The sequence below is a fragment of the Agromyces sp. SYSU T00194 genome (assembly GCF_040496035.1).
Taxonomy (GTDB): Bacteria; Actinomycetota; Actinomycetes; order Actinomycetales; family Microbacteriaceae; genus Agromyces; species Agromyces chitinivorans.
Genome location: NZ_JBEPJZ010000001.1, coordinates 500,525 through 524,115, shown reverse-complemented (window position 1 = coordinate 524,115; position 23,591 = coordinate 500,525). Strand labels below are relative to the sequence as shown.

At 71.6% G+C, this 23,591-nt stretch carries 22 protein-coding genes; 20 read left to right on the top strand and 2 right to left on the bottom strand.

From position 1 onward, the window contains the following. Window positions 1–10: 10 nt before the first annotated feature. The 3 genes from ABZK10_RS02520 to ABZK10_RS02510 all read left to right on the top strand — a co-directional run bounded on the left by ABZK10_RS02520 (window position 11) and on the right by ABZK10_RS02510 (window position 3,646). Complete coding sequence (locus ABZK10_RS02520) at window positions 11–487, top strand: nuclear transport factor 2 family protein (RefSeq protein WP_353807607.1); 477 nt, start codon at window positions 11–13, stop codon at window positions 485–487. Between the two features lie 36 nt (window positions 488–523). Then, a complete protein-coding gene (locus ABZK10_RS02515; protein ID WP_353807606.1) occupies window positions 524–1,840 on the top strand; it encodes an MmgE/PrpD family protein in 1,317 nt (438 codons plus the stop codon). 174 nt (window positions 1,841–2,014) lie between these two features. After that, window positions 2,015–3,646, top strand: a complete 1,632-nt coding sequence (locus ABZK10_RS02510; RefSeq protein ID WP_353807605.1) for a hypothetical protein — start codon at window positions 2,015–2,017, stop codon at window positions 3,644–3,646. Window positions 3,647–3,665: 19 nt separating this feature from the next. Here the strand turns inward: ABZK10_RS02510 and ABZK10_RS02505 are convergent, their stop codons facing one another. Continuing rightward, a complete protein-coding gene (locus ABZK10_RS02505; protein ID WP_353807604.1) occupies window positions 3,666–4,388 on the bottom strand; it encodes an HpcH/HpaI aldolase family protein in 723 nt (240 codons plus the stop codon). A 106-nt stretch (window positions 4,389–4,494) separates the two neighbouring features. Here ABZK10_RS02505 and ABZK10_RS02500 point away from each other — a divergent pair, with 106 nt between their 5' ends. The 16 genes from ABZK10_RS02500 (at window position 4,495) to ABZK10_RS02425 (ending at window position 21,338) form a co-directional block, all read left to right on the top strand. Then, window positions 4,495–4,953, top strand: a complete 459-nt coding sequence (locus tag ABZK10_RS02500; RefSeq protein WP_353807603.1) for a nuclear transport factor 2 family protein — start codon at window positions 4,495–4,497, stop codon at window positions 4,951–4,953. Window positions 4,954–5,067: 114 nt separating this feature from the next. Continuing rightward, window positions 5,068–6,708, top strand: coding sequence for a DUF885 family protein (locus ABZK10_RS02495; RefSeq protein ID WP_353807602.1), 1,641 nt, complete (start codon window positions 5,068–5,070; stop codon window positions 6,706–6,708). Beyond that, window positions 6,705–8,723 carry a hydantoinase/oxoprolinase family protein gene (locus ABZK10_RS02490; protein WP_353807601.1) on the top strand — a complete coding sequence of 673 codons (2,019 nt, stop codon included), beginning with the start codon at window positions 6,705–6,707 and terminating at the stop codon, window positions 8,721–8,723. Before ABZK10_RS02495 ends, ABZK10_RS02490 begins: the two co-directional genes overlap by 4 nt. Next, window positions 8,720–10,315 (top strand): hydantoinase B/oxoprolinase family protein, encoded by a 1,596-nt coding sequence (locus ABZK10_RS02485; RefSeq protein ID WP_353807600.1) that lies wholly within the window; start codon window positions 8,720–8,722, stop codon window positions 10,313–10,315. Before ABZK10_RS02490 ends, ABZK10_RS02485 begins: the two co-directional genes overlap by 4 nt. 75 nt (window positions 10,316–10,390) lie before the next feature. Then, complete coding sequence (locus ABZK10_RS02480) at window positions 10,391–12,031, top strand: ABC transporter substrate-binding protein (RefSeq protein ID WP_353807599.1); 1,641 nt, start codon at window positions 10,391–10,393, stop codon at window positions 12,029–12,031. 19 nt (window positions 12,032–12,050) lie between these two features. After that, a complete protein-coding gene (locus ABZK10_RS02475; RefSeq protein WP_353807598.1) occupies window positions 12,051–13,109 on the top strand; it encodes an ABC transporter permease in 1,059 nt (352 codons plus the stop codon). Further along, window positions 13,099–13,962, top strand: a complete 864-nt coding sequence (locus ABZK10_RS02470; protein WP_353807597.1) for an ABC transporter permease — start codon at window positions 13,099–13,101, stop codon at window positions 13,960–13,962. The genes ABZK10_RS02475 and ABZK10_RS02470 overlap by 11 nt, the downstream gene beginning before the upstream one ends. A 5-nt stretch (window positions 13,963–13,967) precedes the next feature. Continuing rightward, window positions 13,968–14,909 (top strand): ABC transporter ATP-binding protein, encoded by a 942-nt coding sequence (locus ABZK10_RS02465; protein WP_353807596.1) that lies wholly within the window; start codon window positions 13,968–13,970, stop codon window positions 14,907–14,909. After that, complete coding sequence (locus tag ABZK10_RS02460; RefSeq protein ID WP_353807595.1) at window positions 14,906–15,820, top strand: ABC transporter ATP-binding protein; 915 nt, start codon at window positions 14,906–14,908, stop codon at window positions 15,818–15,820. Before ABZK10_RS02465 ends, ABZK10_RS02460 begins: the two co-directional genes overlap by 4 nt. Window positions 15,821–15,847: 27 nt before the next feature. Beyond that, a complete protein-coding gene (locus tag ABZK10_RS02455) occupies window positions 15,848–16,915 on the top strand; it encodes an LLM class flavin-dependent oxidoreductase (protein ID WP_353807594.1) in 1,068 nt (355 codons plus the stop codon). 45 nt (window positions 16,916–16,960) lie between these two features. Then, window positions 16,961–17,710, top strand: coding sequence for an SDR family NAD(P)-dependent oxidoreductase (locus ABZK10_RS02450; RefSeq protein ID WP_353807593.1), 750 nt, complete (start codon window positions 16,961–16,963; stop codon window positions 17,708–17,710). After that, window positions 17,707–18,900 (top strand): pyridoxal phosphate-dependent aminotransferase, encoded by a 1,194-nt coding sequence (locus tag ABZK10_RS02445; RefSeq protein ID WP_353807592.1) that lies wholly within the window; start codon window positions 17,707–17,709, stop codon window positions 18,898–18,900. Before ABZK10_RS02450 ends, ABZK10_RS02445 begins: the two co-directional genes overlap by 4 nt. A gap of 35 nt (window positions 18,901–18,935) precedes the next feature. Further along, complete coding sequence (locus ABZK10_RS02440) at window positions 18,936–19,442, top strand: Lrp/AsnC family transcriptional regulator (RefSeq protein ID WP_353807591.1); 507 nt, start codon at window positions 18,936–18,938, stop codon at window positions 19,440–19,442. Further along, window positions 19,439–20,176, top strand: coding sequence for an SDR family NAD(P)-dependent oxidoreductase (locus ABZK10_RS02435; protein ID WP_353807590.1), 738 nt, complete (start codon window positions 19,439–19,441; stop codon window positions 20,174–20,176). Before ABZK10_RS02440 ends, ABZK10_RS02435 begins: the two co-directional genes overlap by 4 nt. Window positions 20,177–20,211: 35 nt before the next feature. Beyond that, on the top strand, window positions 20,212–20,769 hold the full coding sequence (locus ABZK10_RS02430; RefSeq protein ID WP_353807589.1) for an Lrp/AsnC family transcriptional regulator: 558 nt from the start codon (window positions 20,212–20,214) through the stop codon (window positions 20,767–20,769). A gap of 35 nt (window positions 20,770–20,804) precedes the next feature. After that, on the top strand, window positions 20,805–21,338 hold the full coding sequence (locus ABZK10_RS02425; RefSeq protein ID WP_353807588.1) for a hypothetical protein: 534 nt from the start codon (window positions 20,805–20,807) through the stop codon (window positions 21,336–21,338). A 111-nt stretch (window positions 21,339–21,449) separates the two neighbouring features. Here ABZK10_RS02425 and ABZK10_RS02420 read toward each other — a convergent pair whose 3' ends face one another. Further along, window positions 21,450–21,758, bottom strand: coding sequence for a hypothetical protein (locus tag ABZK10_RS02420; RefSeq protein ID WP_353807587.1), 309 nt, complete (start codon window positions 21,756–21,758; stop codon window positions 21,450–21,452). Window positions 21,759–22,176: 418 nt separating this feature from the next. Here ABZK10_RS02420 and ABZK10_RS02415 point away from each other — a divergent pair, with 418 nt between their 5' ends. Next, the gene (locus ABZK10_RS02415) at window positions 22,177–23,583 is read left to right on the top strand and encodes an HNH endonuclease signature motif containing protein (RefSeq protein WP_353807586.1); all 1,407 of its coding nucleotides are present in this window, start codon (window positions 22,177–22,179) and stop codon (window positions 23,581–23,583) included. Window positions 23,584–23,591 lie beyond the last annotated feature (8 nt).

The following is a 23,591-nucleotide window of genomic DNA, read 5'->3' as shown; positions in this document are numbered from 1 at the left end:
GAGCAGCGACATGACCCCCGAGCAGCTGGCCGACCTCGAGCAGATCAAGGTCACCAAGTACCGGTACTACCGCTTCCTCGACACGAAGGAGTTCGACGGCATCCCGGACCTCTTCATCGAGCACCCCACGATCTCGTTCGCCGGCGGCAGCGTGCAGCTGGACAGCCGCGACGAGCTCGTCTCGATGCTGCGCACGCACCTCACCGACCCGAACATCCTCACCTGGCACCAGGTGGGGCAGGCCGACGTCACGTTCACCTCCGAGACGACGGCGACGGCCTGGTTCGCCCAGAACGACGTCGCGATCGACCTGACGAACGACACGACGACCGTCGGCGCCGCGTACTACCGCGACGAGTTCGTGAAGGTCGACGGCCAGTGGAAGTACTCGGCGAGCAGCTACCGGCGCCTCTACGAGGAGACCGGGCCGCGCGCCGGCGCGGGTCTCGACGTGATCGCCTCCTGGACCGGTGCGCACGCGGCCTGAGCCGCGGCCGGCCGCATCGGCATCGGCGTCGGCATCGTGACGCTCGACCGCATCGCGGCCTTCGTCGTCGACACGGCCGCCGCGGGAGCGCCGGCCGAGGTCGATGCCGCCGCTCGCGACCGACTGCTCGACACGCTGGCGGCGGGCGCCGCCGGCGTGGTCGCGCCGGCGTCGCGCGTCGCGCTCGCATATGCGTCGTCGTCGAGCGGGCCCGCGCCGGTCTGGGCGACGGGGGTGCGCGGCGTGCCGGAGCGCGCGGCGTTCGCCGGCGCGACGTGCGCGAGCGCGCTCGACCTCGACGACGGGCACTACGGCGGGGGCGGCATCCACCCCGGGTCGACGGTCGTGCCCGCGCTGCTCGCCGTGGCGGACGACGACCAGGAGGTGACGACGCTGCGCACCGCGCTGGTCGTCGGCTACGAGGTCGCGATCCGTGCCGGCGCCCGGTTCTCGCCCGCCGCCACCGGCGAGACCTACCGGGCGACCGGTCACGCGTCGGTGGTCGGCGCGACGGCCGCCCTGTGCGCGCTGCGCGGTGTCGGCGCGGGCACCGTGCGCGCCGCGCTGCGCATCGCCCTCGCCCACGCCCCGAGTGCCGTGCTCGCCTCCGCGGGTGCCAAGGAGGCGATCGGCTGGGCGGCGGCGACGGCGGTCGCCGCCGTGGAGCTCGCCGTGGCCGGCTTCGACCCGGACGGCACCCCCGTGGGCAGCATCTTCCGCACGACCGCACTCGACGATCCCGCCGTCGCGGCGACGCTCGGTGAGCGCTGGGAGCTGCTCGACGTCTATACGAAGCCCGCGCCGGTGTGCCAGGGCGCGCAGGCGGCGCTCGAGGCGCTCGAGGCGCTCGATGAGCTGGCCGACCTCGCAGACCTCGACGACGTCGCGGGCATCGATGTCGACGTCGCTCCCGGCAGCGCGGCGGTCCTCGGCGATGTCGCGACGCGCGACCTCGCGAGCCGCCAGTTCTCGATCCCCGACGTGCTCGGCCGCCGGCTGGTCCGTGGCCGGCTCGGGCCGCTGGCCCTGCTCACCGAGGATCCGGATGCCGACCGGATCGCCGCGCTGGTGCACGTCCGGGACGAGTCCCTCGGCTCCGAACCCGGGGACGGGTACCCGACGCGGCTCACCGTCCGCACGCGGACCGGCGGCGTGCTCACGCGGGAGGTCCGCATGGCGATCGGTGGTCCCGGCCGGCCGCTCGCACCGGCGGCGTTCCTCGAACGGTGCCGTGCGGCGCTGGCCGTCGCGTTCGACCCGGCGGAAGCTGAGCAGGTCATCGGGCTGGTGCACGGCGGTGACGCACGGGTCGGGGACCTGCGTCGACCGGCACCGCGTGCGTCACGTGCGTGAGTCGAGACCCGCCGTGCCCGCATGCGCCATGCCGGGGAGAAGTTCTGCGCCTCGGCGCATGACGCCCTACCATCGGACGTACGCGGGATCCCGCCCGCAGCATCCACCCCCTCACCGAGAGCACGCCCGAACCCGAACGTCGCACCGACGGAAGCAGCGCACCCTGGAGCCCGGTTGACCATGCCCGCCGACGAGGAGCCCATCTCCTTCTTCCGCGCGCCCAACGTGGCGCGGAACGGTCATGTCGAGGGCAACGGGCAGGGCTCGCGCAACGGTCGCGGCGACGCCCCCGTCGTGGGCCTGCACGGTCGGCGCGTCGGGTCGACGTCCGCAGGCTCCGATGACGCGCCGGCCCACGGCCTCACCTACTACCTCTGCTCCAACGTGCCGGGCGGCCAGTTCCGCTCGATCGTGATCACCGCGCACGACGGCGACCGCGTGCGCTACTTCACCACGCGCGACGGCGCACGGCTCACCGAGATCGACGCGCAGGCGTTCGCGTGGCTCCGCGACGGCGACTCGACGTCGATGCTGCAGGTCGACGAGCGCGAGGTCGGCGCCGTCGAGACCGAGCTGCGGTTCCGGCGCCGGGTGGTCGGGCGCGACCCGATCGCCGAGGCGGACGGAGACGGGGCCGGGCAGCGAGCGGATGCCGCCGAGCCGTCGACCGCCGACATCCCGACCGTGCCCATCGCGACCGTGTCCAAGCCGCGTCCCTGGTCGGAGGTCGTGCCGCCGGCAGCGGCGCCGCCGCCTCCGCCCGCGCCGACGCGGCGCGCAGAGGTCGTGCCGGACGCCGCGGCCGAGGAGGGTGCGGAGGCTGCGAAGGCTGCGGAGCCGGAGGCTGCAGCGGCTGCGGCGGCGGCCGAGGAGACGGCGGCGTCGGATGCGGCCGTGGCGATCGATGCCGTGGCGATCGATGCCGTGGCGATCGACGCCGAGGAGGGCGTCGCCGCGCCGGAGGTGGCCGAGGCGCCGGTGCTGGACGTGCGCCCCCAGGGCGAGGAGTCGCAGTCCGGTGACCCGGTGGCGGCGCCCGCGCAGGTGCCGGAAGCGGCTGCGGAGTCGGCGCGGGTGCCGGACGAGACCGTGCAGGTGCCGGACGAGACCGTGCGGGTGCCGGACGAGACGGTGCAGCTTCCGGAGGACGGGAACGGGGAACCCGACGCGTCTGCGACGAGCGGCGCGCACGTCATGTCGGTCGGGGCGGCGCAGCCCGCGGCATCCGCACCGCCCGTGGCATCCGCACCGCCCGTGGCATCCGCACCGCCCGTGGCATCCGCACCGCCCGTCAACGCCTCGGAGCCCGCGGACCCGGCGGAGCATCACCAGCATGCCGCGCCCGCCACCGACCTCTCGCCGACCGACGCCATCGCCCAGGTCATGCTCGCCAAGGGCATCGCGTTCGTCGCGCACCGCGAGCGCCTCGACCGCAGCGGCACGCCGTTCATCGACCATCCGGGGCGCGTCGCGGAGCGATTCGACCCGTTCCTCGAGCCCGTCGAGTCGGCGGCCGCGTGGCTGCACGACGTGCTCGAGGACACCGCGATCTCGCGGCGCGAGCTCTTCGAGGCCGGCGTGCTGCCCGAGATCATCGAGGTCGTGGTGCTGCTGACCCGCACGCCCGAGGTGACGCCTGACGAGTACTACGCGAAGATCCGGCAGCATCCGGTCGCTCGGCGCGTGAAGCTCGCCGACATCGACGACAACACGGCCGCCTGGCGCACCCGTCGCCTCGACTTCGACATGCAGACCCGCATGGCGCGCAAGTACCGGCACGCGCGGGAGGCGCTCGGCGCCGAGTGACGCGCGGCGGGCCGGGCGATCAGCTGGTGGCGCGGCCTCGATCCGCCAGCACCTCGCGCGCACCACGGGCGAGCAGCCCTTCGTCGGTCGTGGCGGCGACGAAGCCGAAACCGAGGCGCTCCAGCCGGGTCGCACGTTCGGGCGTACCCGCGAACGCGCCGGCGACCAGACCCGCCTGCTCCGCCGCCCGGGCGATCCGTCGAAGGTCGGTCGCGTCGTGGAGCAGGTCGTCGACCGGCATCCCGAGCGCCAGCGCGAGGTCGAACGGGCCGACGAACAGACCGTCGAGTCCTGCGACCGCCGCGATCTCCTCGACCCGATCCAGGGCGCCTCGGCTCTCGATCATGGCGAACACGCGTGCGGGCGGTGCGTCGGCGGCGCCGTAGCCCGAAACGATCGGGCCCCAGCTGCGCCGGCCCGCCGGCGGGTAGGCGGACGCGGCGACCAGTCGACGTGCGTCGTCCGGGGAGTCCACCATCGGCGCGATCACGCCCGCGGCGCCGGCGTCGAGGGCACGTCCAACGAGCCCGTCGTCCAGCGACCGGACGCGTACCAGCACCGGACCCGCCATCACCTCGAGCGCGCGGACCATGCCGGCGTCGTCCCAGCGGCCGTGCTGCATGTCGATCGCGCTCCACCCGAACCCGGCGCTGCTCGCGACCTGTGCCGTGCGCGACTCGCCGAGCAACGTCCAAACGCCGCGGGTGCGACTCCAGTTGGCGTCGGAATTAGCGAATGACAAGTAATCTCCTAGTCTGCTTTACGAACACAAGGAAACGTATCAGTCAGTCGATCGTACGAGACGACGTTCGCGTTACGTTCCCGTGACACCGACCGAGGACCGACGAATGGACGCACCCGCGATGACCTCCCCCGATGCCCTGATCGACGCTGCGGACCCGAGCGCGCTCACGCCCGAGCAGCGCACGATCTGGGCCGAGCAGCTCTCGATGTACGCCGGCTTCCTGACCGGAGACCGCTCGCGGACCGATGCGCACATCTCGGACGACTGCACCATCTGGGACTCCGTCGTTGCGGAGCTTGCGAACGGGATGCGGGAGTTCAACGCGCTCCGGGCGGCGCGACCGAGCGGCCCTGACGTCCCGGTCGTCTCCCGAATCACCGCGAACCACCCGATCATCGACGTCTGGGGCGACACGGGTATCGGTCGGCACACGCTCGTCGTCGAGTATGCGAACGATGCCGCGCCGATGGAACTGATTCGCGTGTCGGCAGCCTGGCGACGTCGACCGGACGGCGCGTGGATGCTGGTGCACTCTCACGAGGATCTTTTCCCACAGCTGTAGAACTGAGCCGACTGCGTTTTCGAATGAAAGGTGGAGGCTCACTTCCGCCTAACGTTTACACAGTCGAAACATCGTTTCACCTGCCGGATACATTCATGCGATTGCATCGACGGCATGCACACCCCCTCATCGGATGCTTCGTCGGTCTCGGAGCTCGGTCGCCGCTTCTGGACGTGGCGCGCCGCGCAGCAGCCGCGCACGAGTGACGACATCCCGCGCATCCAGCGTCCGGAGGGTTGGCTGCCGGCTTGGTCGCGCTCGGACGTCGCCGCCGCTCGCGCGAAGGCCGACGAGTTCGCCGCGGAGTGGACCGCGCTGCCGGTGCCCGCGCCGCGCGGCGACCGCGCGCACCGTGCGGCCGTGGTCGATCACGCGCTCGTCGGGTCGGCCATCGCCCGCGTGCGGTTCGAACTCGACGTGGTGGCACAGTGGGCGACCCACCCCGGGTTCTACGTGGACCACACGCTCGGCGTCGTGTTCGACGAGCTGCTCCAGCTCCCGCCGTTCGACGCCGCCCGTGCCGAGCGGGTCGCGCGTGCCTACGAGCACACGCCGACGGTGCTCGTCTGGGCTCGGGAGAACCTGGCGGGCTCGATGGTACGCCAGTTCGCCGAGCAGACGGCCGCGAACCTCGAATCGATCGGCGTCCGCATCGCGGATTCGACGGCGGCGCTCTCCGCGCAGTTGCCGGAGGCTGTGCGCGATCGCGTCGCCGGCGCTGCCCGCACCGCGGCACTCGAGCTCGAGTCGTTCCGCGAGTGGCTCGTGGAGCGCATCCCCGGCTCTGCGGAGTGGCGGCCGATTGGCGAGGACGCCGTGCGGGAGTTCCTCCGGACGGTGGCGCTCAACCCGCTCGACGCGGACGAGATGCTCGCGATCGGACGCCGCGAGCTCGCACGTGCGGAAGCCCTGTCCGCGATCGAGGGGAGCGGCGAGCAGGCGCCGCTCCTGCCGGATGTCGAGGCGCAGGTGGAGCAGGAGCGCCGGGACGAGCTCGCCATCCGCGAGTTCTACGTGCACAACCGCATCCTGAGCCAGCCCGCCACGCTCGGGCACTACCTCGTCGCGCCGATGCCGGCATACCTCGAACCCCTGAAGTTCCTCGGCGTCACGGACGACCTGACCGACGACGACCGCGTCGACCTCGACGGCGTCAGCTACATGCCGGCGCCGGTCGAAGGGCTGCCCTACTTCTACGATGCGAACGCGCGGGATCCGCGAGCCGGCATCATCCACGAGGGTGCGCACTACCAGCAGCTCGCGCTCTCCTGGCGGCATCCGGACGCCCTGCGCCGCCGCTACTACGACTCGGGTCCCAACGAGGGGATCGCGTTCTACAACGAGGAGCTCATGCTCCGATCCGGGCTCTTCGACGACGCGCCCGGGACACGTGCGGTCGTGCACTCGTTCCTCCGACTGCGCGCGCTGCGCGTGCTGGTCGACCTCGGGCTCGCGACCGGGCGCTACAGCGTCCGCGAGGCGGGCGCCCTCATGGCCGATCGCGTGCCGATGGACCTCGAGACCGCCATGGACGAGGCCGCGTTCTTCGCGGCCATCCCCGTCCAGGGCTCGACATACCAGATCGGGAAGGCCCAGATCGAGGCATTCCTCGCGGATGCCGTGCGCACGCTCGGCGACGAGTTCGACCTGATGGCGTTCCACGACTTCCTCTGGCTGAACGGCAACGTGCCGATCGCCCTGCAGCGCTACGAGCTGCTCGGGCTGGACGACGAACTGGATCGGATCCGACTGTGACCGAAGGGAATGGAATGGGCTACCGCATCGCGATCGACATCGGGGGGACCTTCACCGATCTCGTCGCCGAGGACGCGCACGGCGCGCTGACCACGACGAAGGTGCTGTCGACGCCGCCGAACCTCGTCGAGGGCGTCGTCGCCGCACTGCGCGAGTCGCGCGTGCCGCTCGACGCGATCGAGGTGTTCGTGCACGGCACGACGCAGGGGCTCAACGCACTGCTCGAGCGCCGGGGTGCGGATGTCGCCCTGGTGACGACCGCGGGCTTCCGCGACACCTACCTCCTCGGACGCGGCCACCGCCCCGACATGTACAACCTCCACTACCGCAAGCCCGCACCGCTGCTGGGCCGGGACGCCACGTTCGAGGTGACCGAGCGACTGGCCGGCGACGGGGCGGTGCTCGTGCCCGTCGACGAGGCGAGCGTGCGCGAGGTCGCGGGGCGCATCCGCGCCGCCGGGCACACCGCGGTAGCGGTCTGCCTCCTGCACAGCTACGTCAACCCCGCGCACGAGCACCGGGTCCGGGAGATCCTCGAGGAGGAGCTCCGCGGCGTCTCGGTCGTGACCAGCGCGGATGTCGCCCCCGAATGGCGCGAGTACGAGCGCACCTCGACCACCGTGATGTCGGCGTACATCACGCCCATCATGCGGGCGTACCTCGCGGCGCTCGAGGCCGCGCTCGAGGAGGCCGGTTTGAAGGTCCCGGTCTACATCAACGAGTCGAACGGCGGGGTGATGATCGCCCGGTTGGCCTCGGACCACGCCATCGGAACCCTCATGTCCGGTCCCGTCGGCGGTGTCACGGGCACCGCCGCGCTCGCCGACCTGCTCGGCATGCCCGACCTCATCTCCGCCGATGTCGGCGGCACCTCGTTCGACGTCTCGATCGTGCGCGAGGGCAAGCCGTCGCTGCGCAGCGAATACGAGCTGCAGGAGCTGCCGGTGCTCGCTCCCTCAGCCGAGGTCCACACCATCGGCGCCGGCGGCGGGAGCCTGATCTCGGTCGACGACCTCGGACGGCTGCGCGTCGGCCCCGAGTCGGCAGGCGCCATGCCCGGGCCCGCCGCGTACGGGCGGGGCGGCACCCAGCCGGCCGTCACCGACGCCCACGTCGTGCTCGGTCACATTCCGCTCGCACAGCGGCTGGGCGGCAGCCTCAGCCTGGACGGCGCCGCGGCCGAGCAGGCCGTGGGGGCCGTCGCCGCCGAGCTCGGCCTCTCCGCCGTCGAGCTGGCGCAGCAGTCGCTGCAGATCGTCGACTTCCGCATGGCCGAGGCGATCCGGGAGCTCACCGTGGAGCGCGGGCTCGACCCCCGCGCCTTCGCGCTGGTGTTCTTCGGCGGGGCCGGCGGGCTCCACGCGACCTCGGTCGCCGACGAGCTGGAGATCGATCGCATCGTGATCCCGGCGCTGCCGGGCTCGTTCTCCGCAGCGGGCATGCTCAAGGGCGGCATCCGGCACGACTTCGTGCGCTCCTTCTTCCGCGACCAGGACGCTGCGGCGGCCGAGATCGACGAGGTGCTCGACCTCCTCGGCGAGCGCGCCGGCCACATGCTCGCGCAGGAGGGCATCTCCGACGACGACGCCTACCTCGAGTTCTACGCCGACGTCCGCTACGTCGGCCAGGAGTACTCGCTGACCATCCCGGTCGAGCGCGGCCAGGACTTCGGGGAGCTCATCGACCACTTCCAGGACGTCTACCACGGCCGGTACGGGCACTCGAGTCCGGGCTCGGGCATCGAACTCGTGGCCGTCCGCGCCTCGACGGGTATGGCCTTCGAGTCCCGCGGCGCGACGGTGACCGAGGCCCGCGAGGGGGCTGCCGTCGGCGAGCAGATCGTCCACTTCGGCGACGTGCCCCAGTCGACCCCGGTGTACCTGCGGGAGGACGTGGTCGAGGTCGAGGGACCCGCGCTGGTCCTCGAGACCACCTCGACCACGGTCGTCCCTCCGCACTGGCGGGCCGTCAGCCTGCCCGCCGGCCACCTGCTCCTCGAGAGGAAAGACGCATGACCGCAACGTCAGAGATTGCACCGAGCCCGGCGACCGTGGAGGTCGTGCAGCACGCCTTCATGTCGGGCGCCGAGCAGATGCGACGCAACCTCTACCGCTCGGCCTACAGCCCGATCATCTACGAGGCCAAGGACTGCTCGGTCGGCATCTACGACGCCGACGGTTACCTGCTCGGCCAGGCACCGGGCCTGCCGTTCTTCCTCGGCAGCCTCTCCGGGGCGATCCGCGCCGTCATCGACATCAAGGGGAAGGACTCGTTCACCGAGGGCGATGTCTGGATCGTCAACGACTCCGTCGTCTGCGGCAGCCACCTGAACGACGTCACGGTGTTCGTGCCGATCTTCGTCGACGGCGTCCTCCGCGGCTTCAGCGGTGCCAAGGCGCACTGGAGCGACGTCGGTGCGAAGGAGGCGGGCTACGTCTCCGACTCGGTCGACATCTTCCAGGAGGGCATCCGCATCGGGCCGACCCGCCTCTGGCACGCGGGGGTGCTCGACCAGCAGATCCTCGACCTGCTCGCCCTCAACTCGCGGTTCCCGGACGCGCTCGTCGGCGACCTGCTCGCCGAGGTCGCCGCCTGCCGCACGGGGGAGGAGCGGTTCCACGCGATCGTCTCCCGCTACGGCTGGCCGACCGTCGACGCCGCGATCCAGACCTACTTCGCGCACGCCGAGGCCGACGACCGGCGTTCCGTCTCCGAGATCCCCGACGGCACCTACCGGGCGTCGGGATTCCTCGACGGCGACGGCATCAGCGAGGACGTGCCCGTGCACGTCCAGGTGACGGTGACCATCGAGGGCGACCGGATGACGGTCGACCTGACCGGGTCGAGCACGCAGTCGCGCGGCAGCATCAACTCCGGCCGAGTGCAGACCGAGTCCGCGCTGCAGCAGGCGTTCAAGTTCCTGGTCAACCCGACGAGCCCGGCATCCGGCGGCGCGTTCCGGAACCTCGACGTCGTGATCCCCGCGGGGAGCTGCTTCGATCCGCCCGCCGAGGCCGCGCACCTGCACTACGGACCGCACCTGATGCTCGCGATGGACCTCGTCGTGAAGGCACTCTCCGACGCCGTGCCGGATCGCGCGGCCGCCGGGCACGTCGGCGACTCGTGGAACGTCACGTTCACGAACGCCCTCGGTTCGCCGGTCTTCATGTCGGGCGAGTCCCTGGCCGGCGGCTGGGGCGCATGGGAGGGCAGCGACGGCGAGGACGCCCTGATCCACTCCGCGGCGGGCGACTTCAAGAACACGCCGGTCGAGACGATCGAGCAGCGGTATCCGATCCGGATCCATCGCCACGCGTTCCGGGAGGGGTCCGGCGGTGCGGGCCGCTTCAGCGGCGGTGAAGGCATCGAGCGCGTGTACGAGGTGCTCGAGGACGCGCGGCTGTCCCTCTGGTTCGAACGGTCGAAGACGCCGTCCTGGGGCCTCATGGGCGGTTCCGACGGCCTCGGGCCGGACATCTACGTCACCCGGCCGAACGAGGAGCGTACGCGCCGGCTCAAGACGAACGCACTCGAGGTCCCAGCAGGAACGGTCCTCGAGGTGTTCACCGGCGGCGGCGGCGGCTGGGGCGACCCGGCCGACGCATGATCCGCCAACGACCGATTCACCCCTGAAGCGCACCACCCCACCACCAACCCGAATCCGCATTCGAAAGGCACCAGCATGAAATCCCTGTTCCGCAGCAGCGGCCTCGGCGCTCGCCGTGCGACCGCCGCCATCGGCCTCGCGGTCACCGCGGGCCTCGCGCTCGCCGCGTGCTCCGCCGGCGGCACCACCGACGCGTCCGACTCCAGCGACGACCGACAGCTCGTGATCGGCATCGCGGGTGACCCGGCGACGTTCGACCCGGGCACGGCGAGCGAGGCGATCGCCAACGAGATCATCAAGAACACCTACTTCCAGTGGCAGAAGTACCCCGTCGCCGAGGGCGACGGGTACGGAATCAGCGAGACGTCGGAGACGGTCGCGGAGGCCGCGAGCTACGAGATGTCCGAGGACGGCCTCACCGCCACCTTCACGGTGACCGAGGGGGCGACGTTCCCGAGCGGCAACCCGATCACCAGCGACGACTTCATCTACACGATCGAGCGCGCGCTCGGGATGGGCACGGGTCCGGTCTTCATCTTCAACACGGCCGGCATCACTGACGCGTCGCAGCTGGAGAAGATCGACGACACGCAGTTCGTCGTGACGCTCCCGTCGCCCAGCCCGATGTTCGGCCAGCTCCTGCGCGACCAGGACGCCTCGGTGCTCGATTCGGTCGCGATCGCCGAGCACGCCACCGAGGACGACCCCTGGGCGGCTGACTGGATGGCGCAGAACAGCCTGGGCGGCGGCGCCTACACCCTCGAGAACTACGAGGCCGGCAACCAGGTCGTGCTCCAGAAGAACGAGGACTACCCGTACGCCGACGACGTCTACTTCGAGACCGTCGTGATGCAGATCATCCCGAGCGAGACCGACCGCGCGCAGCTGCTCGCCAACGGCACGCTCGACATCGCGGAGGGGTTGTCCGCCGACGCGATCGCGGGGCTCGAGGGCACCGACGGCGTGACCATCGTCGACGTGCCGTCCAGGGCGCAGAACTACATCGGCCTGGTGCAGGGCTTCGAGCCGTTCGGTGACGTCCGGGTGCGCGAAGCGCTCTCGCACGCCATCCCGTACGACGCGATTGCCGACGAGGTCGGCCTCGGGTACGCCCAGACCCCGCAGGGCCTGTGGCCGCAGAACTCGGCGAGCTTCGACGCGGACGCCGACAACGGCGTCACGACGGAGGACCTCGAGCTGGCCGCGGACCTCCTCGACGACGCAGGCTACGCCGATGGGTTCGAGTTCACGCTGGATGTGTCGACCGCGGACACGATCGGCCAGGCGCTGGCCGTGCCCGTGCAGAGCGCGCTCGCCGAGATCGGCGTCACCATGAACATCAACCAGCTGGCGCCGGCCGCGTTCTCAGAGCGCAGCTTCGCCCAGGAAGGCGACGCATTCATGGTCACGGGGTCGTCGAGCTACGTCGACGACCCGTACTACTCGGTGTTCCTCTTCTTCACGTCCGACGCCGTGCTGAACCGCTACGGGTACGTCAGCGACGAGATGGACGCGCTCGCCGAGCAGCTGGCCGTCGAGCTCGACCCGGACGCCCGCCAGCAGCTCTCGACCGAGGTCCAGAAGGTGCTGAACGCGGACGTGCCGATCCTGAGCCTGGGCGAGCCCAGCTACCTCGTGGCCATGCGCGACGACATCTCCGGGTTCGTGCTCGAGCCCGACAGTCTGATGCGGTTCGAGCCGCTCACCCGCGACTGAGCGAACGAAGGAACACGAGATGACGATCATCCCGGGCAGCGCGATGCGCCAGAGCGCCGTGATCGGCGGGGGCGTGTACGTCCTCCGCAGGCTCGCGACGTCGGTGATCGCGCTGCTCGGGGTGACACTCATCGTCTTCCTGCTCAGCCACAACGTCGGCGACCCGGTCTACCTGCTCGCCGGCCAGAACGCCTCGGACGAGCAGCGCGAGGCGCTGCGCGAGCAGCTGGGCTACAACCGTCCGCTGGTCGTGCAATACCTCGACTACCTCGGCGGGCTCCTGCAGGGCGACCTCGGCACCTCGACCTTCTCCCGACAGCCCGTCTCCGAGGCGCTCGCCGCGGTGTTCCCGGCCACGCTGGAGCTGGCGCTCGCCGCCCTGCTCCTGACCGTGCTCCTCGCCCTGCCCCTCGGCGTCTGGGCCGCGCTGCACCCCGCGACCTGGATCGACCGCTTGATCACCGGGTTCGTGCGGTTCGGCGTCGCGATGCCGACCTTCTGGCTCGGCATCCTGCTGATCTACGTCTTCACCTACACGCTCGGCATCGCGCCGGCACCGACCGGGGAGCTGGACATCGGCATGAGCTCCCCGCCGCATGTCACGGGTATGACGGTCGTCGATGCGGCCATCGCCGGCGACTGGGCGGTGTTCGCCAACGCGATCGCCCACCTCGTGCTCCCGTCGATCGCGCTCGCCTTCGGCGCGTTCCCCGCCCTGCTCGCGCTCACGCGCGACGTCGTCGGCCGGGTGCTGCGGAGCGACCACTTCCGCACCGCCCGCGCGATGGGCCTGCCGCCGCAGGTGGCATACGCGCGGTACGCCGTCAAGTCGTCGGCCGCCCCGATCGCGCAACAGGTCGCCATGACCTTCGGCTACCTCCTGGGCGGCACCGTACTCGTCGAGATCGTGTTCGCGTGGCCCGGGGTCGGCCAATACGCGGTGCTCTCCATGCAGCGCCTCGACTTCGCGCCGGTGATCGGCGTGGCCCTCCTGACCAGTGCCCTGTACCTGCTCCTGTACTTCATCGCCGACCTCGTGTCGCTCGCGATCGACCCGAGGATCCGCCGTGGCAGTTGACACCCCGAAGCCGCCCTCCGTGGAGCGGCCGCGCACGAGTATCGGCCGTGCGTTCCACAGCCAGGTCCTGCTGAGCGGCGCCACCGCCACCTTCGCCGTGCTGGTGCTGCTCGCCGCGTTCGCGCCGCTGATCACCCCCTACGACCCCGTGCAGGCCGACCTGTCGGCGACCAACCAGCCGCCGTCGTCGGCGCACTGGTTCGGCACCGACACCCAGGGCATGGACGTGTTCACGCGGGTGCTTTACGCGGCGCGCACCGACCTGCTGCTCTCGGTCTCCGGCATCGTGGTCGCGCTCCTGCTCGGCCTCGTGCTGGGGAGCGTCGCGGCCTACTTCGGCGGGTGGGTGGACGAGGTGCTCTCCCGCATCGCCGAGATGTTCCAGGCCATCCCGCTGTTCCTCTTCGCGCTCATGGTGATCGCCGCCCTCGGCAACGGCGGTCTCGTGCTGGCAGGCATCATCGCTGTCTTCTACACGCCGGCGTTCTTCAAGGTCGCGCGCTCGGTGGCGGCGCCCCTGCTGCAGGCGGACTTCGTGGCTGTCGCGCGCACGGCCGGCCGAACCGGCTTCGGGGTGATCGTCCAGCACATCGCCCCCAATTCGGTCGGGCCGCTCCTGTCGCAGTTCTCGATCAACACGGGGTTCGCGATCCAGGTCATCGCCGGCCTCAGCTTCCTCGGCCTCGGGGTCCCGATCCCGGAGCCCGAGTGGGGCGCGATGATCGCGATCGGCGCGCCCCGCATCGCCTACGGCCAGTGGTGGATGGCGTTCTTCCCCGGCCTGGCGGTCTTCGTCACCGTGATCGCACTGGACGGCATCGGCCGTCGCATCTCCGATTGGGGGACCCGATGAACCTGGTGTCCATACGCGACCTGCGCATCGAGTCGGTCGGCGGGCGCCCGATCGTCCAGGGCCTCGACCTGGAGATCCCGGCCGGTCGTCGCATCGGCGTCGTGGGCGAGTCCGGTTCCGGCAAGTCGATGACCGCTGGGGCGATCGTGGGGCTGCTGCCGGAGGGGGTCGGCGTGGTCGGCGGCGAGATCGAGCTCGACGGGCGGTCCGTACTCGACCTGACCGAGCACGAGATGCGCTCCGTGCGCGGCAGGCGCGTCTCGATCGTCTACCAGAACGCCCTCAGCTCCCTGAACCCCGTCGTCAACGTCGGCACCCAGATCGCCGACGTCGCGCGCGCGCACCTCCCGATCGGCAAGCACGAGGCGAGGCGCCGCGCAGTGCGCCTGATGTCGGAGCTCGGCATCCCCGATGCCGACCGGCGTGCGCTCGACTACCCCCATCAGTTCTCGGGCGGGATGGCACAGCGGATCGCGATCGCGATGGCGCTCGTGTGCGAGCCCGACCTCGTCATCGCCGACGAACCGACCACCGGCCTCGACGCGACGATCCAGGTGCAGGTGCTGGCGACCATCGCGCGCGAGGTCGGCGAGCGGGGGAGCGCGCTGCTGCTCATCTCCCACGACCTCGCCGCCATCGCGTCGATGGCGGAGGAGGTGGTGGTGCTGTACGCGGGCATGGTGCTCGAGCACGGGTCCGCCGAGCAGATCATGCGGGATCCGGTCAGCCCGTACACCGCGGGGCTCGTGGCGTCGGCCGACCCGGAGGCCGATCGCATCAGCTTCATCCCGGGGCGGATCCCGGACCCGGGGGAGATCCCGGAGGACAGCTGCCCGTTCGCCGCGCGCTGTCCACTCGCGACGGAGCTCTGCCGGACCGAACGCCCCGCCCTGCGGGTCGGGTCCGACGGTCGTCGGGTCGCATGCCACAACGTGGAGGTACCATGACCGAGCCACTGCTGCGCGTCCGCAACGTGCGCAAGGAGTTCCGCGTCCGGGGAACCGTCGGTCGACGCACCATCCGTCCCGTCGACGACGTCTCGTTCGACATCCCGCACGGCCGGACCGTCGCGCTGGTCGGGGAGTCCGGGTCCGGCAAGTCCACCCTCGCGCGCCTGATCATGGGGCTGCACCGACCGGATGCGGGTGCGATCGAGCTCGCCGGCGCACCGCTGTCGGGGCTGTCCGCCCGCCGGTCGCGCGCCCGCCGGCACGAGTTGCAGATGGTCTTCCAGAATCCCCTGCTCTCGTTCGACCCGATGCGGACGATCGGATGGTCGATCGGGGAGGTGCTCCGTCTCGATCCGGAACGCCCGGCGGACCGTGATCGCCGCGTCGCCGAGCTGCTGACCTCGGTCGGACTATCGTCCGCGTTCGCGGGCCTACGGCCGCGCGGGGTCAGCGGCGGCGAACTGCAGCGTGCGGCGATCGCCCGCGCGATCGCCAGCGCTCCGAAGCTGCTCGTGCTCGACGAGCCGACCTCCGCCCTGGACGTCTCGATCCAAGGACAGGTGCTCGCGCTGCTCGAGCGCATGCAGGAGGAGCGTGGGATGACCTACCTGATGGCCACGCACGACCTGAAGGTGGTGCGGCTGACCAGCCACGAGGTGATCGTGCTCTTCCGGGGCCGCATCGTCGAGCGGGCGACGACGAGCGCGTTGTTCGCCGCCCCGAGGCATCCGTACACCCGGCGGCTGTTCCGAGCCGAGCTCGCCGGCGAGGCCGCGGAGGAGACGACCGTCGGCGCGGAGTGCCCGGTCGTCGGCGGGGACTGCCCGGAACCGCACCACGAAGTGGTGCTCTCCGCCGACCACGTGGTCCGATGCTGGCGCCACGACGAGATGAAGGCTGCCGCATGAGCGCGCAGGCGAAGAGAGGTGCATGACATGGAGATCGGACTCGGGGTGTTCAGCGGCGAGGCGCTGCCGGACACCGGTCTCGACCAGTCGGAGGAGCTCGAGCTCTCCCTGCGCGAGATGGAGCACGCCGAACGCGTCGGGCTCGATGCCGTGTGGATCACCGAGCACCACTTCCTCGAGAGCGGCTACGTCGGCAGCGTCCTCCCGTATGCGGCGGCCCTCGCGGCCCGGACCACGAGGATCGGCGTCGGCATCTCGGTGGCGCTGGCCCCGCTCTACGAGCCGATCCGGCTCGCCGAGGACGCCGCGTTCGTGGACCAGCTCTCGAACGGCCGCCTGCGCCTCGGGCTCGCGCTCGGCTACCGCGACGTGGAGTACGAGGGCTTCGGCGTCCGGCGGCCGACCCGCGTGCGGCGCACCGAGGAACTGTGCGAGATCCTGCGACAGGCCTGGAGCCCGGGCCCCGTCGACTTCGAGGGACGTCACTTCACGCGACGTGGGGTCGAGGTGTTCCCGAAGCCGGTGCACGGCTCGATCCCGCTCCTGATGGGCGGTCACGCACCGGCCGCGATCGACCGGGTCGCCCGCCTCGCGGATGCGTTCATCATGGACGGTGGCACCGACTCGGACGTCTTCGCGGAGCGCGGGCACAATCGCGGCATCCTCGAACGGGTGGAGACCGGTCACCGGCTCTACTGCGAGGCGCTCGAGCGGCACGGCCGCGGCGACGAACCGGTGCAGTTCTACCTCACGCTGGGAGGGTTCCTGCACGAGGACGGCGCGGATGCGGCATGGGAAGCGGTCCGTGACGGGTACATGTACACCCGCCGCGTGTACGGCGACTGGTACGGCTTGCGTCCCGAGGAATACGAGGGATGGTACCCCGACCGCATGTCGCCCGACGAGCACGCGCGCAGACGCGGCGAGATGTCGCTCGGCACCCCCGACGACGTGGCCGACCTGCTCGGACGACTGCGCGACATCGTGGGCGACGGCCTGCACGTGATGTTCCGGTCGAAGTACCCCGGCGTCGACCACGACGCGACCATGCGCTCGGTGTCGTTGCTCGGGGAGGTCCGCGACCGATTGGCCTGACCCGCACCCCACGCACCGGATCGACTCCACAGAAAGCAGCTCCACATGCAGAACCACCGCACCGTGATCGTCACCGGCGCCGGCGGCGGGATCGGCGAGGCGACGGCAACCCTCCTCGCCGCCCGCGACTGGGACGTCGTGGTCGCCGACCTCGACGCCGACCGGGCGGGCGCCGTCGCGAACGCGATCCTCGAACGCGGCGACCGCGCGGTCCCGCACGTCGTCGACATGTCCGACCCCGCATCCGTGGCGCAGCTGGTCGACTTCGCCGCGGCGCGGTCGGCGCCGCTCGTCGGCCTGGTGAACAACGCCGGGATCGCCATCGCGAAGCCGCTCGTCGACTACAGCGTCGCCGAGTGGGACCTGCAGCTCTCCGTCAACCTCCGTGGCGCGTTCCTCGCGATCCAGGCGATCGTGCCCCACTTCCGCCGCACCGGGGGCGGGCGCATCGTGAACATCGCGTCGACCGCCGCCTTCGTCTCGTCGTCGACGCCCGAAGCCGCCTACGACGTGTCGAAGGCGGGCATCCGCCAGCTCACGACCTCGGCTGCCGTCGAGCTCGCGCCGCTGGGCATCGGGGTCAACGCCGTCGCGCCCGGGACCATCGCGACACCGCTCACGACGGCGGTGCTCGACGACCCGGAGAAGCTCGCGCGTGCCGGGGCGAAGATCCCTGCCGGGCGACTGGGCGACCCGCGCGACATCGCAGGGGCGGTCGCGTTCCTCCTCGGCGAGGACGCCGCGTACGTCCACGGCCACACGCTGGTGGTCGACGGCGGATGGCTCGCGCTGTGAGTGCGGGGATCGGCGAGTACGCATCGCATGTCGGCGGGTCGGGCATCCGCGAGATCGTGAACCTCGTGGTCGCGCGTCCGCCCGGGGAGATCGATCGGCTCGAGATCGGCGAACCCGACTTCACCACCCCGGTGCACATCACCGAGGCAGCGATGCGGAGGGCGCTGGACGGCGTCGGGTACACCCAGTCCGCCGGCCTCGCCGAGCTGCGCACGCTGCTCGCGCGCCGCCTGCACGAGGCGAGCGGCCTGGACTACCACCCGGACGACGTCATCGTCACCGCCGGCGGCGTGCAGGCCTGCCAGCTCGTCATGGCGGCGACCCTCTCGCCCGGCGACGAGGTGCTCGTCCCCGACCCGGCATGGCCGAACTACGAGATGCTCGCGACACTCGCCGGTGCACGAGCCGTGCACTACCCGCTCCCCGCCGATCGGGGATTCGTCGCCGACCCCGCGGAGATCGCCGCCCTCATCACGGATCGCACGCGCCTGCTCGTGCTGAACAGCCCCGGCAACCCGACCGGCGCGGTGTTCCCGCCGGCCGTGGTGCGCGAGATCGTGGAGGTGTGCGCCGCCCGGGACGTGCTCGTCCTCTCGGACGAGGTCTACGACGAGCTCATCTTCGACGGGACGCCGGCGAACGCGATCGGCGTGGACCGCGACCACGTGATCGGCGTCTACAGCTTCTCGAAGACGTACGCCATGACCGGGTGGAGGGTGGGTTACGTCGCGAGCCCGTCGTGGCTCGCGCCGACGCTCTGGAGGGTTCAGGAGCCGCTCGTGTCGTGCGTGAGCGAGGTGAGCCAGGCGGCGGCGATGGCGGCGCTGACCGGTCCGCGCGAGGAGGTCGATGCGATGCGCGAAAGCTACCGGCGACGGCGCGACCTCGTCGTCGGGCTCCTGCGAGCGGAGGGGATCGAGGTGGTCGTGCCGGACGGCGCCTTCTACGTGATGGTGTCCTTCGCCGCGGGCGTCGACTCCCGTCGGGCCTGCATCGAGCTCGTCGAGCGAGGCGTCTCGCTGGCGCCGGGCACCGCGTTCGGCTCGGTGGCCGCGTCGTTCGCGCGGATTTCGCTGTCGGCGTCGGAGCCCGTGCTCCGGCGCGGTCTCGCACGGCTCGCGTCGTGGTACCGGGAGACCGAGGGTGGGGCGCGGCCTGCCTTGGGTCGCGTCGGGGCGGTCACGTCGTGACGCGCTCGACGCCGATGTCGGCCCTGGTGGGAGCGGTGGAACGACCGCACGACCCCGTGCGGATCGACGAGACCGACATCGCGATCCTGGAGGTGATCGCCGAGGACTCCCGGCTCTCGGTCCGCAAGATCGCCGCGAAAGTCGAGATGTCCGCGCCCGCGGTCTCCGAGCGGATCGCGCGACTCGAACGGTCGGGCGTGATCCGCGGGTACACGATCGACCTCGACTGGGACCGGCTGGGCCACGAGGTCGTCGTGTACATGCCGGTGACCGTCGACTCCGGCACGGACCTCGCCCCGACGCTGAGCGCCTTCCGCGATATCCCGGAGCTGGAGGAACTCACCGTCATCGCTGGCAGCTACGACCTGCTGGCACGCTTCCGGCTCGCCGACCATGCGGAGCTGCGCGCACTCCTCCTGGACCGGGTCTGGCAGATCCCGAACGTGCTCCGCATCGAGACCCTGCTGAGCCTGGGCGATCTCGCGACCGACCGGTCCGAGGGAGTCCGCCTGCGGAAGACGCATCTCGCGGAGGACGCATGAGCGCCCGCTTCGCGGGTCGCGTGGCGGTCGTCACGGGCTCTGCGTCGGGTATCGGCCTGGCGATCACGCGCGCCCTGCTCGAGGAGGGCGCAGTGGTCTTCGGCCTCGACCTGGCGCCTCAGGACGCTACACATCCGCGATTCACGCCGCGTCGGGCGGACGTGACCGACGAGACAGCGCTCCGGGACGCGATGCCCGCGGAGATCGACCTGGCGTTCAACGTGGCCGGCGCGTCGAGGGGCGCACCGATCGATCGGATGGAGCGGGCCGAATGGGAGTTCACGCTGGGCTTGGTGCTCACCGGCGTCTTCCTGTCGACCAAGGCGGAGCTCGCCGTGATGCGCGACGGCGGGTCGATCGTGAACGTCGGATCGATCAATGGCCGGATCCCGATGCACGCGGGGAGCGCGTACGTCAGTGCGAAGGCTGGTGTGGAGGCGTTCACGAGGAACACGGCGATCGAGGCTGCGCCGCGAGGCATCCGTGCGAACTGCGTGCTCCCCGGCCTGGTCGTCACCCCACTGACCGAGGGGTATCGGTCGGTCCCCGAGCTGGCGGCGGCGATGAACGACCGGATCGCGCTCCGTCGCCCCGCCGAACCGGACGAGATCGCGGGGCCTGCGCTGTTCCTCGCGAGCCCTGCGGCGTCGTACGTGACGGGTGCGTCGATCGTGGTGGACGGCGGCTGGGAGGTCGGGAACTACCCTGACGTCGCGGCGATCCTCGCCGACTAGACTGTCCCACCGAGTGCGACCGGGATGGGGAGCGGATGACCAGCAGGAGCCCGATGTCGGCGTTCGTCGATGCGGTCGACCGTCCGTCCGAATCGGTGGAGATCGATGACATCGACCGGCTGCTGCTGATCGAGCTCTCGCGTGATGCGCGTCAGTCGCAACGTGCGCTCGCCCGCGCGGTCGGCATGTCGGCGCCTGCCGTGGGCGAGCGGATCGCTCGCCTCGAACGGCTCGGCGTCATCCGCTCCTACACAGTCGATATCGACTGGGATCGCCTGGGGCACGACGTGGTCGTGTTCATGCCGGTGACCCTCGACTCCGGGAACGACCTCTCCGAGACGCTCCGCGCGTTCCGGGAGATCCCCGAACTCGAGGAGCTCACGGTGGTCACGGGCCAGTTCGACCTGTTCGCGAAGTTCCGCCTCAGCGACCACCGCAACCTCCGGAAGCTGCTGCTCGATCGTGTCTGGCAGATCCCGAACATCCGGCGGTTCGAGACCGTGCTCGCGCTCGGCTCGCTGGTCGAGGGGATGTCGATGGAGCGCTTGGGTTCCTCGCGGCCGGTGCCGGGGCTCGAGGACACGCCGACGTGATCCCGAACGACGGCGGGTCGGCGTAGCCTCGCGGCATGAGCGAGTTCGCGCGTGCACTCGAAGCATCCGCTCCCGAACCGTCGCTGGCCGGTGAGCTGGCGCTGTTCGGCCGGTTCGTCGGTACCTGGGCGGTACGCAATCGCTACCGGCCGGGTCCGGAGGCCGACTGGGTCGAGAGCGAGCGCACCTGGATCTTCTCGTGGATCGCGGGCGGACGCGCCGTGCAGGACGTCATCGTCGGAAGCGACCGCGGCGCCGAGCCGGTGACGGCGGGCACGACGGTGCGGGCGTACGACCCGGCGCTGGGCGCCTGGCGGGTGCAGTGGTTCGGCACGCTGCACGGCAACCACTGCGCGCTCGTCGCGCGGGCGCACGGCGACGACGGCATCCGTCAGGACGGCGTGGAGTTCGTCGACGGCGCGGAGGTGCCGATCCGGTGGAACTTCAGCGCGATCGGCGACGACGCGTTCGAGTGGGACGGATGGTCGTCGGCCGACGGCGGCGCGACCTGGTGGCTCGAGCAGCACATGCGTGCGACGCGCGTCACGGGCGGGGTCGCCGGCCGCTGATTCGTGACAGGCTGAGCCGTAATGCGGCCCGGCGCGCAGGCCGGCGTACGTCGGGGTGCCGAGGCGCTGCGAGGTGCGTCGCTCGGCACTCCCGGTCGGCGGCAGCGGGGATCAGACCGCGAAGCCCGGCGAGCGACGCACGCCGGGGATGCCGAGCCAGCGCTCGACGGTGCGACGCGCGGTCGTGCCCGCGGGCAGCACCGGGGTGCGCGCCGGCCGCTCGGGTGCTGCGCGGTGTCGACCCCGCTCGGTGTAGGTGCGACCGCCGCGCGTGGCGGCGATGTGGTCGCGGGCGGCGACCGGCACGGTCTCCGGTCGATGCTCGGCCGGCAGGTCGGCGGGGAGTTCGCGGGTCGGGCCCGCGGTGACGACCCGCGAGGGTCGGACTTCGGTGATCGGTCGAGCGGATGCTGCGGACATCGGTTCCCCCTGGTGCGATGCGACTGCCGGTGATGCGACTGCCGGTGATGCGACCGCCGGCGAGCGGCGACTGCGACGGCGCGGGTGCGGCGCGCGCCGTGACCCCAGTCTTCGCCGATCGACGTCGCTGCGCGTCGGGAGCAGCCCGGGAGGGGAGTGGGGGTCGGCACTGAGCGTGGCCGTCGGCGGCCACCCGTGGGCGTGCGACTTCCCGTCGTCGCGGGAATTCGGCCGACGGGCGGCGGATGACTCCGGACCGCCGAACGCGCGTCGGCTCCTCCACAGGTGCGTCGCGGAGGGCGTGTCAGCGAGTGCGGGGGAGTGGTCTCCGCAAGACGGCTGAATGGTGTAGAAAGCGCCGCTGACCGGGCATTCGATGCGCGATCCGGATGTCGGTGGCATCCGTCATGATGCAGGTATGGAGGAACTCCGCGAGGCGCTCGATCGGGCCCGGGCCGTGCTGGCCGCCGGGCTCGACGCCGACGCCGCCCGCGGCCTGCGTGACGACGACCTGCTCGGCGTCGCGGGCGAGGTCGAGGCGCTGCGGCGCCGGGTCGACGGGTTCGCCGCGGTCGTCGCGGGCGAGGTCGCCGAGCGCTCCCGGGTCGAGCTCGGTTCCGCGCGACTGAGCGCCCGGAAGGGCTGCCGGTCGGTGTCCGAGCTCATCGAGCGGGTCACGCAGGTCTCGGGTGCCGAGGCGCGCCGGCGCGTGCTCGTCGGGTCGGCGATCCGCGAGCGCGACGGGCTCACGGGGCATCCCGCCGCGGCCGAGTTCCCGGTGCTCGCCGCCGCCGTCGATGCGGGCGAGATCGGGGCGGATGCGGCGCACGTGGTCGTGCGCGAACTCGCGAAGCCGCGCCGGGTGGCCGACCCGGCCCACGGCGCCGCCGCTGAACGGGCACTCGTCGCCGAGGCGACCGGCAGGGGCGACGGCGCTCCGATCCGCGCGACCGCCGACGAGCTGCGCACGCAGGCGCAGGCGTGGGCCGCGTTCCTCGACCAGGACGGCGACGAGCCCGCCGACGAGCGCGCCATGCGTCGTCGCGGCGTGCGGCTCGGGCGCACGCGCGACGGCCTCGTCTCGCTCACCGGCGAGCTCCTTCCCGAGGTCGCCGCGGGGCTGCGCCGGCTCTTCGACGCGCACCTCGCGCCGCGGTCGGGCGGCGGGTTCCTCACGGCGGCGGAGCGCGCCGACCTCGAGCGCGAGTCCGAGGTGCGTACGCCCGACCAGCAGCGCCACGACGTGGTCGCCGGCATCATCGACGTCGCCGCGCGCGCCGCCGACAGCCCGACGATCGGAGGTGCGCCGCCGACGGTGCTGGTGAGCGTGCGGGCATCCGACCTCGAGTCCGGCCACGGCGTCGCGCACGCCGACGGCATCGACGTGCCGGTGTCGCTGCGCGCCGCACGACGCATGATCTGCACCGGCGGCATCCAGGCCGTCGCGGTCGACGACGACGGTCGCATCCTGCAGCTCGGCTCGCCCGAGCGGTGCTTCACCCCGCACCAGCGGCGCGCGATCACCCTGCGCGACGGAGGCTGCCTGATCCCCGGATGCTCCGTGCCCGCGTCCTGGTGCGAGGTGCACCACGTCGTGCCCGACGTCGACGGCGGCCCGACGCACCCCGACAACGGGGTGCTGCTCTGCTGGTTCCACCACCGCAGCATCGACACGTCGGGGTGGGGCATCCGCATGCAGCGCGGGTCGCCGTGGATCCGCCCGCCGAGCTGGCTCGATCCCGACGGGGCGTGGCGACCCGCGCCGGGCTCGCGCACGCGTCTGGCCGACCGCATCGAGCGTGAGCGGCATCCGCTCGTGCAGTAGGGCACGCG

Bases quoted from the DNA above. Each gene is read 5' to 3' on its own strand.
- ABZK10_RS02430 (WP_353807589.1), top strand. From the start codon at position 20,212: ATGACCAGCAGGAGCCCGATGTCGGCGTTCGTCGATGCGGTCGACCGT.
- ABZK10_RS02460 (WP_353807595.1), top strand. From the start codon at position 14,906: ATGACCGAGCCACTGCTGCGCGTCCGCAACGTGCGCAAGGAGTTCCGC.
- ABZK10_RS02420 (WP_353807587.1), bottom strand. From the start codon at position 21,758: ATGTCCGCAGCATCCGCTCGACCGATCACCGAAGTCCGACCCTCGCGG.
- ABZK10_RS02455 (WP_353807594.1), top strand. From the start codon at position 15,848: ATGGAGATCGGACTCGGGGTGTTCAGCGGCGAGGCGCTGCCGGACACC.
- ABZK10_RS02450 (WP_353807593.1), top strand. From the start codon at position 16,961: ATGCAGAACCACCGCACCGTGATCGTCACCGGCGCCGGCGGCGGGATC.
- ABZK10_RS02425 (WP_353807588.1), top strand. From the start codon at position 20,805: ATGAGCGAGTTCGCGCGTGCACTCGAAGCATCCGCTCCCGAACCGTCG.
- ABZK10_RS02495 (WP_353807602.1), top strand. From the start codon at position 5,068: ATGCACACCCCCTCATCGGATGCTTCGTCGGTCTCGGAGCTCGGTCGC.
- ABZK10_RS02415 (WP_353807586.1), top strand. From the start codon at position 22,177: ATGGAGGAACTCCGCGAGGCGCTCGATCGGGCCCGGGCCGTGCTGGCC.
- ABZK10_RS02485 (WP_353807600.1), top strand. From the start codon at position 8,720: ATGACCGCAACGTCAGAGATTGCACCGAGCCCGGCGACCGTGGAGGTC.
- ABZK10_RS02520 (WP_353807607.1), top strand. From the start codon at position 11: ATGACCCCCGAGCAGCTGGCCGACCTCGAGCAGATCAAGGTCACCAAG.
- ABZK10_RS02500 (WP_353807603.1), top strand. From the start codon at position 4,495: ATGGACGCACCCGCGATGACCTCCCCCGATGCCCTGATCGACGCTGCG.
- ABZK10_RS02435 (WP_353807590.1), top strand. From the start codon at position 19,439: ATGAGCGCCCGCTTCGCGGGTCGCGTGGCGGTCGTCACGGGCTCTGCG.
- ABZK10_RS02475 (WP_353807598.1), top strand. From the start codon at position 12,051: ATGACGATCATCCCGGGCAGCGCGATGCGCCAGAGCGCCGTGATCGGC.
- ABZK10_RS02480 (WP_353807599.1), top strand. From the start codon at position 10,391: ATGAAATCCCTGTTCCGCAGCAGCGGCCTCGGCGCTCGCCGTGCGACC.